Origin of the sequence: Dyella silvae (assembly GCF_026421305.1) — a bacterium.
Taxonomy (GTDB): Bacteria; Pseudomonadota; Gammaproteobacteria; order Xanthomonadales; family Rhodanobacteraceae; genus Dyella; species Dyella silvae.
Window position 1 is genome coordinate 55,381 of sequence record NZ_JAPJBQ010000008.1, and the last position, 14,910, is coordinate 70,290.

A 14,910-nucleotide genomic window follows, 5' to 3' on the forward strand; every position below is an offset into this window, starting at 1 on the left:
GCGGCGTTTTTTTGTTCGCGTCGCCTATTTCATCGGCGGGGCGCACCGGGTGCGCTCCCACCAGGGAACACGCTCAGTCAGACGTCCACGTGGCCGAATAGCAATGCCATTCGTGCCCCTCTTTCCGCCACGCCGTCTCCACTTTGTACACGCCCATCTGTGCAGGCAGCAGCTTGCCGCCACTGGTCAGCGTCACCGTGAAGCTGGCCACGTAGCGCTCGCCCCGAGCCTCTACGCTTACTGGGCCAACCAGTGCGTGGATGCTGTCCCCACGAAACGCCGCGGCGCGGAGCAGGCCCACCAGCTGGCGCCGATCCGCAGATCCCGCATTGCCGTCGAAGTCCCCGCTGAGTACATCGGCCAGCGCTGAAGCATTGGCGTGTTCGGCGGCATTTGCCGCCGCCTCGATGCCCTGTCTCACCAGGGTTTCATCGGGCGCATGCCGGCAGCCGCCCAGCATCGCCGCCAGCAGGCCAAAAAACAGCGGTATCACCCAGCTCTTTCCCATCATCAGACGCTCCCCGAATCTCGTTGCGGCGCGGCTTGCTGCTATACGCGAGCGTATGCTCCAATGCCGCGTCGTCATTTTGCCGCACCCGTGCCATGCTTGAACTCACGGGCCGTTACATAGAGGAGCTTTGAATCCAACATGAGCAATGAGCGTCCGTGGCTGGCCCAGTACCCGGAAGGCGTTCCCGCGCAGATCGACATCAATCAATACGCCTCCGTCGCCGCGGTCGTGGAAGAGGCGTTTGAGCGCTTTGGTCAGCGTCCGGCGTTCTCCAGCTTTGGCAAGCAACTCAGTTATAGCCAGATCGATGAGCTGAGCCGTCAGTTTGCCGGCTATCTCACGGGTGTGCTCAAGCTTGCCAAGGGCGATCGCATCGCGATCATGATGCCCAACGTTCTGCAGTACCCCATCGCCCTGATCGGCGCGCTGCGCGCTGGCCTGGTGGTGGTCAACACCAACCCGATGTACACCGCGCGCGAGCTCAAGCATCAGCTTGAGGATGCCGGCGCCAAGGTCATCGTGGTGCTCGACAACTTCGCATCGACGCTGCAGCAGGTGGTGGCGGAGACCCACGTCGAACACATCATTACGACGGGCATCGGCGACCTGCTGGGCGCCAAGGGCGCGTTGATCAACTTCGTGCTCAAGCACGTCAAGAAGATGGTGCCGCCTTTCAGCCTGCCGGGTGCGGTGCGCTTCGCCGATGCCCTTTCGCGAGGTGCTTCGCATCCGTTGCCGAAGGTGGCGCTGGGTCACGACGACATCGCCTTCCTGCAGTACACCGGCGGCACCACCGGCGTGGCCAAGGGCGCGATGCTCACCCACGGCAACATGGTCGCCAACATGATGCAGGCCGGTGCGTGGATCGGCAAAAACGTCAAGTATGGCGAGGAAGTGATCATCACGGCGCTGCCGCTGTATCACATCTTCTCGCTCACGGCGAACGGACTGGTATTCATGCGCCTGGGCGGCCTGAACTGGCTGATCACCAATCCGCGCGACATGCCCGGCTTCGTCAAGGAGCTGAAGAAGTCGAACTTCACCGCAATCACCGGCGTCAACACGCTGTTCAACGGCCTGTTGAACACGGCGGGTTTCGCTGAGCTGGATTTCTCCCGGCTGCACCTGACCCTGGGCGGCGGCATGGCTGTGCAACGCGCGGTCGCCGAGCGCTGGAAGAAGGTCACTGGCTGCACGCTGGTGGAAGCGTACGGTCTCACCGAGACCTCGCCCGCCGCCTGCATCAACCCGCTGGACCTCAAGGACTACAACAGCTCCATTGGTCTGCCCATTCCGTCCACCGATGTTGCCATCTGGTCGGAAGACAACCAGCCGCTGGCGATCGGCGAAGTGGGTGAGCTGATGGTGCACGGCCCACAGGTGATGAAGGGTTACTGGCAGCGCCCGGACGAAACCGCCAAGGTGCTCGGCGCCGACGGCTGGCTGCATACCGGCGATGTCGCCCGCATGGACGAGAACGGCTACGTCTATATCGTGGATCGGAAGAAGGACATGATTCTGGTGTCCGGCTTCAATGTGTATCCCAACGAAGTCGAAGACGTGGTGATGCAGCATCCGGGCGTCGCCGAAGTGGCGGCAGTCGGCGTCCCCGACGAGCATTCGGGCGAGGTGGTCAAGCTGTTCGTGGTCCGCAAGGATCCGAACCTCACCGTGGAAGAGCTGAAGAAGTTCTGCCACGACAATCTCACCGGCTACAAGCGCCCGAAGATCATCGAATTCCGCGACGCGCTGCCGAAGAGCAACGTGGGCAAGATCCTGCGCCGCGAACTGCGCGACGAGAAGAAGGCCGCTGCCGCAGGCTGAGAGCGAGAAGTGAGTGGAGAGGAGTGAGTAGTGAGAGTAAAGCTCAGCTACTCACTCGCAACAAAAAAGCCCGGCTTGATGCCGGGCTTTTTTTATAGGTGACTGGCGCGCAGGGGAAAGTGAGCTCTTCTCTCACTACTCACTTCTCCCCACTCACGCCTGCCCTTCAGTCATGCCACATCTCGAGAATGTCGGCATAGCCACCCAGCAGGTTCCACAGCGGCACCTGCTTGTCTTCGGGAATGCGTGTGAAAGCAAAGCCCAGATGCCGCTCGGAAATGCGCGTGACCTGAGCTTCCAGGTGAATGTGCAAGTCGTGACCGAAGATCATGTCCAGGATCCAGCTCTGACCGACCTCGCCTTGCCAGCCTAATGGCCGCCGCAACAGTACGCCGGTGGCAGAAATGTCTACCAACTCAGTGGGCTGCGAATCGTCGCCACGGCTCATCAGTACCGTGGTTTCGATGCGCATGCGCGCTGGCCGCAACTGCTCCGGATCTGAGCCGTTTCTGGCGTTGTCACCCGCTTTGCTCATCCTGCCTCATCTCCCCGCGTCCGACGCACCCAGGCGCCGACTGTTTCATCCTGAAAAGCACACCTCACCGCATTGATGTGGAGAGCTTCCATCCGACTTCAATTCTGCCGCTTCGTTCGCAAAACGCCAGCGCGCACCAAGCTTCCCGTACCGAACCGCAAATTGATCTTGTCCTGCACCCGGTCCGTTACGCGCGCGTCGGATACCGCATCGAACAGATCCTGCTGCCGCTCGGTCGCGAATCCGGAAAGACTCGCGCCCAGTAAGCGCAGGCGCGGCCTTCGCTGCGCCTGCCACCAGGACTTAAGCAAACCCCGTGCCACCGCGTATATATCGCTTGCGGAAGCACTGGGGGCGCGCAACTGCGCCTGGCGTGTATGAGTGACAAACGGCGGCTCGCGCAGTTTCACGGTGACCGTTCGGCCTTCCAGCCCGCGTTGACGCGCCCGCGCGGCGATACGTTCGCAATGCCGCAGCAGCCAGGACTCGGCTAGCGCCAGCTCGGCCACGTCGACATCGAAAGTATGCTCAGCACCGATGGATTGTTCAGCCTGGGCTGGCTCAACGCAACGGTCGTCTTCGCCCCGCGCCAGCGCCTGCAGACCTGACACCTGACGTCCCAGCGCACCAGCAAGACGCGCTGTGTCACATGCTGCCAATTCGCCTATGGTGCGTATCCCCATCCGGTGCAACGCCTGCTCGGTCACCTTGCCCACAGTCCACAGCCTTCCCACCGGCAGCGGCGCGAGCTCATCTGCGGCACCTTGTGCCGTGATGCGATGAAAACCATCCGGCTTGGACATTTCGCTGGCCAGCTTGGCCAACAACTTATTGGGCCCCATGCCCACCGAAGCCACCAACCCCGTGCGTTCGCGGATCGCTTCCTTGATCCCCCGCCCGATGGTCTCGATGGAGCCCAGCAACCGCAGGCTGGCGGTGACATCGAGAAACGCCTCATCGAGTGACAGGCCTTCCACCAGCGGGGTCACCTGATGGAACACGTCGAACACCTGGTCGGAGAGCTCCTCGTAGCGCGCCATGCGCGGCCACACGTAGACGCCATCCGGGCACAAGCGCCGCGCCTGGACGATCGGCATGGCCGAACGCACGCCAAACGTGCGCGCTTCGTAACTGCAGGTCGACACCACGCCGCGCGGGCCCAGGCCGCCCACGATCACCGGCAGCCCACGCAGCCCCGGCTGGTCGAGCACCTCCACGGACGCGTAGAAAGCGTCCATGTCGACATGAATGATGGAGCGTTCATCGGGTGGCATGCCCTGCTATTTTGCCGCCATATAACGTTGCGCGCGTACTGGACTTGCCGGCCTACAGCGGCTAATCTTGGTCCTGCGTGGGTCCTAGGGTGCGCGCACGATCGACCAGGATCGACCGCTACGGCACCCATCCCGATGCATTCAGCCGACCATTGGAAAGCCTGTGACGCGGGTTTCGTCACGTTGTGGCTTGCGCTTTTGCTGTGGCCTAAAGCCCGCTGAAGACGCACAAGGGTCGCTCACGGCCAGCCTGATCGAAACGCCAAGCGCGCGATTTCATCATGCATGCCCGGGACGGTGACGCAAGACGCACTGGCTAGGCATCGCGCAAGATAGCTTCAACGGGTCGCCAACCAGTAGGCGCGATTCGGGCGGGGACATTCGTCAAGCGAATGCCGGTGGGACATAACGTTTCCTAACGTGTTGAACGCAACGCAAGCCGTCGTGGACGGCCCAACGACATGTATTGATGAGCACTGAGCCAGTCGAGCCTCAGGCGGTCACAGCACCGCAGGACGCATTTGCGTCGGTACCGCAACAGCAGGAAATGCCGCTGGCCATCGTGCGCGGCGAACCGATGTTGCAGATGCCGCAGGACCTGTACATCCCACCGGATGCGCTCGAGGTGATTCTCGAAGCATTCGAAGGCCCGCTCGACTTGCTGCTGTACCTGATCCGCCGGCAAAACCTGGACATTCTCGACATTCCTGTCGCCGAGATCACCCGGCAGTACATGAACTACATCGAGATGATGCGCGATGTGATGCGCCTGGAGCTGGCGGCCGAATACCTGCTGATGGCCGCGATTCTGGGCGAGATCAAGTCGCGGCTGCTGCTGCCCCGGCCACCAACCGAGGAAGGCCTGGAGGAAGACCCCCGCGCCGAGCTGGTCCGCCGCCTGCAGGAGTACGAACGCTTCAAGAGGGCCGCGGAGGATATCGAGGCCCTGCCCCGCATGGAGCGCGATTTCTCGCCTGCTCATGCCGACGTGGGCGAGCGCAATGTGATCAAGCTGCCGCCGCCGCTGGAACTGAAAGAGCTGCTGCTGGCCCTGAAAGATGTGCTGCATCGCGCCGAGCTGTTTGGGCATCACGCCATCAAGCGCGAGGCACTCAGCGTTCGTCAGCGCATGGGCGAACTGCTGGGCCGGCTGAATGACCGCAGTTTCCAGCGCTTCGAGACGCTGTTTGACGTGGCCGAAGGCCGCCTGGGCGTGGTGGTGACGTTCCTGGCCATGCTGGAGCTGGCCAAGGAAATGCTGGTGGAGATTGTGCAGGAAGCACCCATGGCACCGATTTACGTAAGAGCGAAGGCAGGACGCGGCGAAGAATCTGCCGTTGAGACCTTCGCCGACGACGAGCCGGCCACCGCTGCCGAATAAGCAGCGCGGCCCGATCCATTCACTGAAGCATTGCATCCAGTCCGAGGCCATGCAGATCGAGCAACTCAAACCCATCATCGAGGCGGCACTGCTGGCATCCACCCAGCCGATGACCATTCCTCAGCTGCTGGAACTGTTCGGCGAAGAGGACGAGGTCGGCCGCGAGGAAGTCGCCAGGACGATCGAGGCGCTGACCGAAGACTGCGCCCACCGTGGCGTCGAACTGCGCGAGGTGGCCTCCGGCTTCCGCTATCAGGTGAAGCAGGATGTGCACCCGTGGATTTCCCGGATGTGGACGGAGCGGCCCAGCCGCTACTCCCGCGCCCTGCTGGAAACGCTGGCACTGATCGCTTACCGCCAGCCGATCACCCGCCCGGAGATCGAGCAGATTCGCGGCGTGGTGGTGTCCTCCAACATCATCAAGACGATGGAGGAGCGCGAGTGGATCCGCGTGGTCGGTTATCGCGACGTACCCGGTAAGCCCGCCCTGTTCGGCACCACCCGCGCTTTCCTCGACTACTTCAACCTCAAGTCGCTGGACGAGCTGCCGCCGCTGTCGGAAATCCGCGACATGGAAGATCCGCAGATGAGCATCGCACCGGAGCCGCTGCCGGCTCGCGTCATACGCGACCTGCCGATCGATCCGGACGAAGAAAACGAAATCCTGGTGGTGGCTGCCGAAGATGCCGAAAGCATCGTCCACGAGCCCACTGCCGACGAAACACCCGCTTTGGAGGAGAGCAACGAGCACCACTCGTCCGCGATCACTGAAGCACCCGCTGAAGAGCAACCTCTGGCGATGGAAGTCGCCAGTTCCGAATCCGGCGATGTCTCACACGCCGAAGCCCTGAATGACACTGCCGACGAGGCAGCGACCCGCGCGGACGCCGACGAAGGCGACGCCACGCAAGACACCAAGGAGTACCGCGCATGACTGCGCCGCAGAAATCTGTTTTGACCCTCAAGCGCGCACCGCGCGACGAGAGCACCCCCGCCCTTGAAGAGCGCCTGCACAAAGTGCTGGCGAATGCCGGCCTCGGCTCTCGCCGCATGCTGGAGCAGCGCATCCAGGCCGGTGAAGTCGAACTCAACGGCACGCCCGCCACCATTGGCGCCAGCGTGCATGCCGGCGATCGCGTCGTGCTCGACGGCAAGCAGTTCATTGTTGCCACCGACAATCGCGACGAGACCGAATTGCTGGTCTATCACAAGCCCGAAGGCGTGGTGACCACCCGCGAAGATCCCGAAGGCCGTCCCACCGTGTTCGAACAGCTGCCGCGCCTGAAGGGCGCGCGCTGGGTTGCCGTGGGCCGTCTGGACATCAACACCACCGGCCTGTTGCTCCTCACCACCGACGGCGAGCTGGCCAATGCCCTGATGCATCCCAAGAGCGGCCTCGAGCGAGAGTACCTGTGCCGCGTGCACGGCGAAGTGCCCGACGAGACCATCGAGAAGCTCAAGGCCGGCGTGGAGCTGGAAGACGGCCCTGCCCGCTTCGATGAAATCGCCGTCATCAGCCGCGGCGGCAGCCATAGCTGGTTCCGCGTGGTCATCCGCGAAGGCCGCAACCGCGAAGTGCGCCGCCTGTGGGATTCGCAGGGCTTCCTGGTGAGCCGCCTCAAGCGTATCCGCTACGGCAGCGTGGAACTGCCGCGCAACCTGCGTCGCGGTGATTGCGAAGCCCTGGGCGAAGAAGCCGTCAAGGAGCTGCGCAAGACCACGGGTCTTGGCGCATCGCAGCCGGTGCTCACGCTGAGCCCCGTGTTGCACCAGCGTCGCGCGCCGCGCAACGTCACCGAGTATCGCCCCGAGCGCGGCGCAACCGGTGGCTGGAGCAGCGCTCACCAGGACGAGGCGCGTGAACTGCGCGCCTATGACCGCATCCGCGAAGAACCCGCGCGCGGCAAGCAGCAGCGCCGCCGTCCGGGCAAGGAAGTGAATGGCAATGTGGCACGCCCTGAGCGTCCCGCAGGTGGCATGCAGCGCAAGAGCAAGCGCGGCGTGGCACCGGGCCAGGAATTGCCGTCGGTCCGCACCTGGTTCGCTGGCGAAACCCGCGAAGGTGGCCGTGGCGGCCAGGGTGCTCGTGGCGGCGCCGGTGGTCCGGGCGGTGCAGGCGGTGCGGGCAATCGACGCGGCGGCAAGCCGTTTGGTGCTCGCGGTGGTGAAGGTGGCGGCAAGCCGTTTGCTGGCCGCGGCGGTGAAGGCGGCGGCCGCTCGTTCGGCGGTCGCAGCTCCGAAGGTGGTCACGGCAACAGCCCGTACGGCGGTTTCGGTGGCGGCAACGCCAGCGGCAATCGTGGTGGCAACAAGCAGGGTCGTCCCGGCCAGGGCGCCGGTGGACGTCCGCAGGGCCGTGGCGGCAATCGTCCGCAGGGTCATGGCGGTGGACGACCGCAGGGGCATGGCGGTGGCCGTCCGCATGGCGGCGGTGGCGGTGGCGGCGGTGGTCGCGGCGGTAACCGCGGCGGCAATCACTGACGCGGCAGAACGCCATGACCGTTCGCATCTTTCACAACCATCGTTGTTCGAAGTCGCGTGCCACGCTCACCCTGCTCGAAGAGCGTGGCATCTCGTGTGACGTCATCAACTATCTGGAAACGCCGCCGAGCGCAGCCGAACTCGAAAAGTTGCTGGATATGCTCGGCATGACGCCACGCGAACTGATGCGAAAAGGCGAGGCTGAGTACACCGAACTCGGCCTCGATGATCCATCACTCGACGACACCGCGCTGATCGCGGCGATGGCAAGCCATCCGCGCCTGATCGAGCGGCCCATCGTGGTGGCGAACGGCAAGGCCGCGCTTGGAAGGCCGCCGGAAGCCGTACTCTCCATTCTCTGAGTACTTGAGCACGCCAGATGCAAGGCACAAAAAAAGGAGGCAACGCCTCCTTTTTTGTGGATCGATCTTCGCTCCCCAATGAGGGCAGCTTTCAGATATCCAGCGTATAGCGATCGGCATCCATCCATGCAGGGAAACGCTCGCGATGCGCGAGCAATGGTGCGGGATCGATCGTCACCGTCACCACCTGCTCTTGCGGTCCCAGCTCCACCAGCGGTTCGCCAATAGGATCGAGCACCGCGCTGTCGCCGGCATAAGGCAGATCGTTGCCGTCCACGCCTACGCGGTTGAGACCCACGACATAGCTGAGGTTTTCGATGGCTCGCGCACGCAGGAGCGTGCGCCACGGCTGGCGACGTGGCGCTGGCCAGTTGGCGACAAACAGGGCGAGGTCGTAGTCCATGCCACCGGCAGCTTCTTCGCAACGACCGTTGCGCAGCCATACCGGAAAACGCAGGTCGTAGCAGACCTGCGGCAGGATGCGCCAACCCTTCAGCTCAACGATCAGCCGCTCGTTGCCGCCACCGTAGCGTGTGTGCTCGCCGGCCATGCGAAACAGATGGCGCTTGTCGTACTGCGCATAGCTGCCATCCGGGCGAGCCCAGATCAAACGGTTGTAGACGACGCCGCCTTCGCTGATGGCCAGACTGCCGCACACGACGGCATCGGCTTCCTGCGCAAGTGCGCGCATCCACGCCACACCTTCGCCATCCATCGTTTCCGCGCTGGCACGCGTGTCGTTGCTGAAGCCCGACAGGAATGTCTCCGGTAACACGATAAGATCGGCCTGACCGGCGACGCGGCGCACCAGCTCGCCGTAATACGCACGATTGGCCGGCGCATCGTGCCAGCGCGTAGCGCCCTGAACCAGACTTACCCTCAAAGCTTGCATAGGCGCTCCGCGGCGGCTTCCATGGTGGCGTCGCTCTTGGCGAAACACAGGCGCAGGAAATGGGTGCCCGGCGCCGTTTCGTAGAACGGCGTGAGCGGAATGGCGGCCACGCCACCTTCCTTCACCATCCACTCGCAGAACGACACGTCGTCCTTGTTGCTGATCGCCGAGTAATCGACGAGCTGGAAGTAGCCACCCGGCACATCAATCAACTTGAAACGCGACGGCTTGATCAGCTCGCGAAAGCGATCGCGCTTGGCCTGATAAAACGCCGGCAGTTCCAGATAGTGCTCGGGCGTGCTCGCCATGAATTCGGCAAACGCCACCTGAGCCGGATGGAAGGTGCAGAACGTGAGGTACTGGTGCACCTTGCGAAATTCGGCCGACAGCGCCTTGGGTGCCACCGCGTAACCCAGCTTCCAGCCGGTGCAGTGATAGGTTTTGCCAAACGAGGACACCACGAAACTGCGCGCTGCGAGTTCCGGATGGCGCAAGACGCTTTCGTGCTGGGCGCCGTCGTACACGATGTGTTCGTACACTTCGTCCGACAGCACCACGATCTCCGTGTCGCGCACGATGTCAGCCAGCGCGTCCAAGTCGGCAGACGAGAGCACCGCACCCGTCGGGTTATGCGGACTATTGATAAGGATCATGCGCGTCTTCGGCGTGATCGCATCACGCACGCGCTGCCAATCCACCGCAAACGTGGGCGCCTGCAGCGGGATGTGTACCGCGCGCGCGCCCTGCAGCTCGATCGCCGGCTCATAGCTGTCATAAGCCGGATCGAACACGATCACTTCATCACCGGCGCTCACCACGGCGGCAATCGCGGCAAACAGCGCCTCGGTAGCGCCGGAAGTCACGGTGACTTCCGTGTCCGCGCTCAGGCGATGGCCGTACATGCGCTCGGTTTTCAGCGCGATCTGCTCGCGCAGCGTCGGCAGGCCGATGCCCGGCGCGTACTGATTGCGGCCTTCGGCCATCGCGCGGGTAATTGCATCGCGCAGCGGTTGCGGCGGCTCGAAATCCGGAAAGCCCTGCCCCAGGTTGACGGCCTTGTGCTCCATGGCCAACTGGCTCATGACGCTGAAGATGGTGGTACCCACTTTCGGAAGCTTGGTCTGGATCTGCATAGTCCGGATGTCTGGATGGCTAAACGGCGATGCTAACACGAGCGTTATGGCAGGCCGTGGTCAAAGGTACTTGCCGCATTGCGCATGATTCTCGCGCACGGCATCGGGCAGCTTTTCTGCCAGGAAATCCACAAAAGCGCGCACGCCAGGCAGCAAGCCGCGACGGCTGGGATAAACGAAGTGCATAGTGCCCTGCGGCACGCTCCAGTCGGGCAGCACGACTTCCAGCTCGCCACGCGACACGGCCGGCCCGCACACGAATTCAGGCAACAACGTCACGCCGATGCCGCCTTTGCAGCTTGTCAGCAATGCCGCGAAATCGCCGCAGATCAGGCGTGGCTGAACATCAACCATCGCCCGCTCACCCTGCGCGTTGTAAAGCTCCCAGCTGTGCGCGCCTTCGTGCTCCTCCATCGTGAGCGCGGGCAGATTGGCCAGGTCGGCAGGCTCCTTGGGGTGCCCATAACGCTTGAGCAACTCAGGACTTGCCACCGGCAACACACGGGACTGTCCGAAGGTACGCATGACCAGGGTGGCATCCGTATCCAGCTTGCTGCGGACGCGGATGGCGACGTCGACCCCCTCGCCAATCACATCGACACGGCGATTGGTGGCCTGCAGCCGCACCTGCATCTTGGGATGCAGCGCGAGAAACTCCGGAAGCACGTGACTCACCACCGATTGCACGATGGAGATCGGGCAACTCACGCGCACGACGCCGCGCGGCTCCGAACGCACCTCCTCCACCGCCTCTTGTGCCGCTCGCGCCTCTTCCAGCACGGCACGGCAATGGCCATAGAAGCGCTCACCGACTTCGGTAACGACAAAGCGGCGCGTGGTCCGTTGCAGCAGCCGCACGCCCAGCCGTTCTTCCAGTTGGGCAATGCGCTTGCTCAGGCGGGACTTGGGAATACCTAAAGCGCGGCCCGCCGATGAAAAGCCGCCGTGCTCCACCACCGATGCGAAGAAATACAGGTCATTGAGATCCTGCAGCGCGCCATCCAACACCGTCATCGTTGTTTCCTTATGGGAACAATACGTTCGATTTTACCCGACTTATCGCGAGATTGTTCCATGGATAACCTATCTCTGTCGCCGGAACACCCCGGCCCGTCACTGAGGAATTGCCATGAAACTGTTGCATCTCGACGCCAGCGCCCTGGGTAGCCACTCGGTTTCGCGCGGGCTTACTGCTGCCATCGTAGCCGAACTGACCACCAACAACCCCGGTACAGAGGTCATCTACCACGATCTGGCCGCCAATCCGCTCCCCCACTGGACCCCGGTGGCCGATGCCAGCGACCCGGTTGCGGTGCAGGGTAGCCAGATGATCGAGGAGTTCCTTGCCGCCGATGTGCTGGTGATTGGCGCCCCGATGTACAACTTCGGTATTCCCAGCCAGCTGAAGGCCTGGATCGACCGGGTCGCCGTCGCGGGCAAGTCGTTCCGCTATACCGCCAACGGCCCCGAAGGTCTGGCCGGCGGCAAGCGCGTGATTATCGTGTCCTCCCGCGGTGGTGTGTACAGCCACGGTAGCCCGGCCCAGCCGATGGACTTCCAGGAAACCTACCTGCGTGCGGTGTTCGGCTTCCTTGGTGTCACCGACATCGAGATCGTCCGCGCCGAAGGCGTGAACCTCGGCGATGACGCCAAGGTGGCATCGCTGAAGTCGGCGCAGGCATCGATCGGTGACGTGACCCGCAAGGCCGCGTAAACCACACCGGTACCACCGTCCCCCGCAACCGCCGCGCGTCACTGCGCGGCGGTTGTCGTTTCAGCGGTATACACAGCCTTGCCATCCACCCAGGTGCTCAGCGGTTTGAGATCAGCGATCTTGCGCGGCGGCACCGTCATCAGGTCATCACTGAGGATGACGAAATCCGCACGCAGGCCCGGCTTGAGCATGCCGACTTCGTTCTCCATGAAGGCGGCGTAGGCCGCTCCACGCGTAAAGCCAGCGAGCGCCTGCAAGCGGCTGACGCACTGATCCGGCAGCCAACCACCGGGCGGCTGTCCGTTGAGGTCCTGGCGGGTAACCGCGGCGTAAAGGCCAAGCATGGGATTGACATGCTCGACCGGAAAATCCGAACCGAATGCCAGCGGCACTTTTTCATGGATGAACCGCTGCCATGCATAAGCGCCCTTGAGACGCTCAGCCCCCAGCCGCTGCCCGGCCCAGGGCATATCCGACGTGGCATGGGTCGGCTGCATCGACGCGATGATTCGCAAGGTCGCAAAGCGCGGGATGTCATCCAGCGCCACGATCTGCGCATGCTCGACGCGCCAGCGATGATCGCTGTCGGCGTGATCGCCCAGCACCGCCTGATACGTATCCAGCACCATGCGATTACCGCGATCGCCGATGGCGTGGGTGGCCACCTGCACGTGGCAGCGATACGCCTTCTCCACAGCACTGCGGTAGGCGTCGGGCGCGGTCACCAGAATGCCGCGGTTGCCGTGATCGTCGCTGTAGTCCGCCAACAAAGCAGCGCCGCGACTACCCAACGCGCCATCCATATAGAGCTTCACCGTGCGCATCTGCAGGCGGCCGCCTGCGTCGATCCAGCGGCCGCCTTGATCGCAAAGCCAGTCCAATGCGGCGTGATTGCCGTCGGCCATTTCATACAGACGTAGCGGAATCTCTTTGGCGGCTGCCATTTCCTGCAGCACCTTGAAGTCGTCGAGGCTGGTGCCTGGGTCATGCACGCCCGTCAGTCCGGATGCCACGGCGTCGGCAAAGGCTGCTTTGTAAGCCTCGCGCGTCTGTTCGTGCGTCAGTGGCGGTATGGCCTCGGCCACCAGGCCCACCGCGCCATCCACCAGCACGCCGCTGGCCTTGTTGCCCGCGCGCACGATGCGGCCGCCTTCGGGCTGCCAGTCGCCATCCAGCGGCTTGACGGCGTGCTTCATTGCCGCGGTGTTCACCCATACCGCGTGGCCGTCGACGCGCTCCAGGTAAACCGGCCGATCCGGGAACGCGGCATCCAGGTCGGCCGCCGTCGGAAACTGTTTATCGGCCCAGCGGTTCTGATCCCACCCACGCCCCACCAGCCAGGTGCCTTTGGGCAGCCTGGCGGCGCCTGTTTTCAGCCGCTCGACGACCTCGGCGCGCGAATTCGCGCCCACCAGATCGACCTGGATATGGGTCATTCCCAAACCCAGCATGTGACCGTGCGCATCGATCAGACCGGGGATCACCGTGGCGCCCCTGGCATCCACTTTCTGGGCATCCGCAAAGCGCTTCACGAGGTCGCCGGTATCGCCCACGGCAAGCAGGCGGCCATCGTCCTTCCAGGCCAGCGCCGAGGCCTCCGGATGGGCGGGATCCATGGTGTGGATATGCGCGTTGACCAACAGCGTGGTCGCGTGCAGCGGCAAGGCTGCGAGCGCAAGTAAGGCAATCGACGAGCAGCGGAGCGGCAGGCGCATGGATGAGTCCCGGCAAAAAGTGCTGCGACTTTGCCTAGCCCCAACCGTTCAAACAAGCGGCCCTGCAACATGGGGGCTGCGCAGGGTGCGCGTACGCCGGCGCAGGGTTACGCAGCCTTCTCCAGCGAGGCCGCCACGCGCACGTATTGCGCCAGCCGGATGGAGGAGCCCATCCCCGGCATTTCCACACACACCGGACGCCCCGACCGGAGATGTTCATCACGCGCTACTTCACGCGCCAGCTTGATGGCTGCACCAAGACGCAGATTACTAAATAGCGAAAAACCCGAGCGGCATACACACCACAGCCCGTCGGAAGACTGCCTGAGTGAATAGGTGACCATGATCAAACCCTGTGAAAAGAGAGCCCTGCCACCACTGGATCGAGTAGGTGAAAACCCACTGACCTGTCCGTTCCGGACTGATCAAGAGTGCACTCGTTCTGCGGACGAGCATATCGGCCCACTGCGCTGCATTACGTAGGAATACGACTACATCGCTCACATGACGGGAACGCGGAGCATCAATTCCCGGCCGCTGTTTCATCCATGAAACACCACGACGTGCGACGTGCGCGCAGCGCGCACGAAACGAGCCTCAAAACCGTGGCCCGTTGACGAGCAAATCGGCCCGTCCCAGCGTCGCCGATACGAAGTACCGGTTGTCCAGCACGCTTCTTATCGCATCAGGCAGCTCATCCCCCGCCGCCGCCTTGAGGACATAGCCCTTACCGATGGCAAGCGCGGCCTTTGCCAGTGACGGATCATCATGCACGGTCATAAATACGATCGGCAGCTCCGGCCGCTCCGCCAGCAACTCACGTGCCGCTTGCATGCCATCCATGCCGGGCATGCTGATATCCGTCACCACTGCGTCCGGCCGCAATCGCCGGACAGCCTTGACCAACGCCTCGCCGTGAGAAACGACCGCAAGCACATCGAACTCCTCGCCCAGCAACGCCCGTATCTGCTCTGCAACGGGCGGATGGTCTTCGGCCAGTACGATGGTGGCGCGTGTCACGAGAGTCCTCTAATCCATGGATGACAGCTCAAACGAGAGCATCGTCCAATGCGAGAACTCGCGCCACC

General features: G+C 63.2%; 15 protein-coding genes. 6 read left to right on the plus strand and 9 right to left on the minus strand.

Annotated elements, in window-relative coordinates:
• Positions 1 to 73 precede the first annotated feature (73 nt).
• Positions 74 to 511 (minus strand): hypothetical protein, encoded by a 438-nt coding sequence (locus OQE56_RS16945; protein WP_323748595.1) that lies wholly within the window; start codon positions 509 to 511, stop codon positions 74 to 76.
• Positions 512 to 649: 138 nt separating this feature from the next.
• Between OQE56_RS16945 and OQE56_RS16950 the strand changes: the two genes are divergently transcribed.
• Positions 650 to 2,335, plus strand: coding sequence for a long-chain-fatty-acid--CoA ligase (locus OQE56_RS16950; RefSeq protein ID WP_267225844.1), 1,686 nt, complete (start codon positions 650 to 652; stop codon positions 2,333 to 2,335).
• A 166-nt stretch (positions 2,336 to 2,501) separates the two neighbouring features.
• Here the strand turns inward: OQE56_RS16950 and OQE56_RS16955 are convergent, their stop codons facing one another.
• A complete protein-coding gene (locus tag OQE56_RS16955; protein WP_267225845.1) occupies positions 2,502 to 2,870 on the minus strand; it encodes a PilZ domain-containing protein in 369 nt (122 codons plus the stop codon).
• Positions 2,871 to 2,968: 98 nt separating this feature from the next.
• Positions 2,969 to 4,144, minus strand: a complete 1,176-nt coding sequence (locus OQE56_RS16960) for a DNA polymerase IV (protein ID WP_267225846.1) — start codon at positions 4,142 to 4,144, stop codon at positions 2,969 to 2,971.
• Positions 4,145 to 4,613: 469 nt separating this feature from the next.
• Here OQE56_RS16960 and OQE56_RS16965 point away from each other — a divergent pair, with 469 nt between their 5' ends.
• Genes OQE56_RS16965 through arsC form a run of 4 tightly spaced genes read left to right on the plus strand, consistent with a single transcriptional unit; the run spans position 4,614 to position 8,368 of the window.
• The gene (locus OQE56_RS16965) at positions 4,614 to 5,525 is read left to right on the plus strand and encodes a segregation and condensation protein A (protein ID WP_425601641.1); all 912 of its coding nucleotides are present in this window, start codon (positions 4,614 to 4,616) and stop codon (positions 5,523 to 5,525) included.
• Between the two features lie 49 nt (positions 5,526 to 5,574).
• Positions 5,575 to 6,459: an SMC-Scp complex subunit ScpB gene (gene scpB, locus OQE56_RS16970; RefSeq protein WP_267225990.1), complete on the plus strand. Its 885-nt coding sequence runs from the start codon at positions 5,575 to 5,577 to the stop codon at positions 6,457 to 6,459.
• Positions 6,456 to 8,006, plus strand: a complete 1,551-nt coding sequence (locus OQE56_RS16975) for a pseudouridine synthase (RefSeq protein ID WP_267225847.1) — start codon at positions 6,456 to 6,458, stop codon at positions 8,004 to 8,006. Before scpB ends, OQE56_RS16975 begins: the two co-directional genes overlap by 4 nt.
• A gap of 14 nt (positions 8,007 to 8,020) precedes the next feature.
• Positions 8,021 to 8,368 carry an arsenate reductase (glutaredoxin) gene (gene arsC / locus OQE56_RS16980; protein WP_267225849.1) on the plus strand — a complete coding sequence of 116 codons (348 nt, stop codon included), beginning with the start codon at positions 8,021 to 8,023 and terminating at the stop codon, positions 8,366 to 8,368.
• Between the two features lie 91 nt (positions 8,369 to 8,459).
• Here arsC and OQE56_RS16985 read toward each other — a convergent pair whose 3' ends face one another.
• From OQE56_RS16985 to OQE56_RS16995, 3 genes are read right to left on the minus strand one after another with little or no spacing between them, the layout of a single operon-like run.
• The gene (locus tag OQE56_RS16985; protein ID WP_267225850.1) at positions 8,460 to 9,260 is read right to left on the minus strand and encodes an amidohydrolase; all 801 of its coding nucleotides are present in this window, start codon (positions 9,258 to 9,260) and stop codon (positions 8,460 to 8,462) included.
• Positions 9,248 to 10,393, minus strand: coding sequence for a pyridoxal phosphate-dependent aminotransferase (locus OQE56_RS16990; protein ID WP_267225851.1), 1,146 nt, complete (start codon positions 10,391 to 10,393; stop codon positions 9,248 to 9,250). Before OQE56_RS16990 ends, OQE56_RS16985 begins: the two co-directional genes overlap by 13 nt.
• Before the next feature lie 60 nt (positions 10,394 to 10,453).
• Complete coding sequence (locus OQE56_RS16995; RefSeq protein WP_267225852.1) at positions 10,454 to 11,407, minus strand: LysR substrate-binding domain-containing protein; 954 nt, start codon at positions 11,405 to 11,407, stop codon at positions 10,454 to 10,456.
• 115 nt (positions 11,408 to 11,522) lie between these two features.
• Between OQE56_RS16995 and OQE56_RS17000 the strand changes: the two genes are divergently transcribed.
• Positions 11,523 to 12,107, plus strand: coding sequence for an FMN-dependent NADH-azoreductase (locus tag OQE56_RS17000; RefSeq protein ID WP_267225853.1), 585 nt, complete (start codon positions 11,523 to 11,525; stop codon positions 12,105 to 12,107).
• Between the two features lie 38 nt (positions 12,108 to 12,145).
• On the opposite strand, the gene OQE56_RS17005 is transcribed toward OQE56_RS17000, so the two are convergent.
• From OQE56_RS17005 to OQE56_RS17015, 3 genes are all read right to left on the minus strand, one after another.
• Positions 12,146 to 13,822: an amidohydrolase gene (locus tag OQE56_RS17005; RefSeq protein ID WP_267225854.1), complete on the minus strand. Its 1,677-nt coding sequence runs from the start codon at positions 13,820 to 13,822 to the stop codon at positions 12,146 to 12,148.
• Between the two features lie 107 nt (positions 13,823 to 13,929).
• Positions 13,930 to 14,166, minus strand: coding sequence for a hypothetical protein (locus OQE56_RS17010; protein WP_267225855.1), 237 nt, complete (start codon positions 14,164 to 14,166; stop codon positions 13,930 to 13,932).
• 253 nt (positions 14,167 to 14,419) lie between these two features.
• Positions 14,420 to 14,842 (minus strand): response regulator, encoded by a 423-nt coding sequence (locus OQE56_RS17015; protein WP_267225856.1) that lies wholly within the window; start codon positions 14,840 to 14,842, stop codon positions 14,420 to 14,422.
• Positions 14,843 to 14,910: the final 68 nt, after the last annotated feature.

Bases quoted from the DNA above. Each gene is read 5' to 3' on its own strand.
- scpB (WP_267225990.1), top strand. From the start codon at position 5,575: ATGCAGATCGAGCAACTCAAACCCATCATCGAGGCGGCACTGCTGGCA.
- OQE56_RS16960 (WP_267225846.1), bottom strand. From the start codon at position 4,144: ATGCCACCCGATGAACGCTCCATCATTCATGTCGACATGGACGCTTTC.
- OQE56_RS16975 (WP_267225847.1), top strand. From the start codon at position 6,456: ATGACTGCGCCGCAGAAATCTGTTTTGACCCTCAAGCGCGCACCGCGC.
- OQE56_RS17005 (WP_267225854.1), bottom strand. From the start codon at position 13,822: ATGCGCCTGCCGCTCCGCTGCTCGTCGATTGCCTTACTTGCGCTCGCA.
- OQE56_RS16955 (WP_267225845.1), bottom strand. From the start codon at position 2,870: ATGAGCAAAGCGGGTGACAACGCCAGAAACGGCTCAGATCCGGAGCAG.
- OQE56_RS16995 (WP_267225852.1), bottom strand. From the start codon at position 11,407: ATGACGGTGTTGGATGGCGCGCTGCAGGATCTCAATGACCTGTATTTC.
- OQE56_RS16990 (WP_267225851.1), bottom strand. From the start codon at position 10,393: ATGCAGATCCAGACCAAGCTTCCGAAAGTGGGTACCACCATCTTCAGC.
- OQE56_RS16945 (WP_323748595.1), bottom strand. From the start codon at position 511: ATGATGGGAAAGAGCTGGGTGATACCGCTGTTTTTTGGCCTGCTGGCG.
- OQE56_RS16985 (WP_267225850.1), bottom strand. From the start codon at position 9,260: ATGCAAGCTTTGAGGGTAAGTCTGGTTCAGGGCGCTACGCGCTGGCAC.
- OQE56_RS17010 (WP_267225855.1), bottom strand. From the start codon at position 14,166: ATGGTCACCTATTCACTCAGGCAGTCTTCCGACGGGCTGTGGTGTGTA.
- arsC (WP_267225849.1), top strand. From the start codon at position 8,021: ATGACCGTTCGCATCTTTCACAACCATCGTTGTTCGAAGTCGCGTGCC.
- OQE56_RS16950 (WP_267225844.1), top strand. From the start codon at position 650: ATGAGCAATGAGCGTCCGTGGCTGGCCCAGTACCCGGAAGGCGTTCCC.
- OQE56_RS16965 (WP_425601641.1), top strand. From the start codon at position 4,614: ATGAGCACTGAGCCAGTCGAGCCTCAGGCGGTCACAGCACCGCAGGAC.
- OQE56_RS17000 (WP_267225853.1), top strand. From the start codon at position 11,523: ATGAAACTGTTGCATCTCGACGCCAGCGCCCTGGGTAGCCACTCGGTT.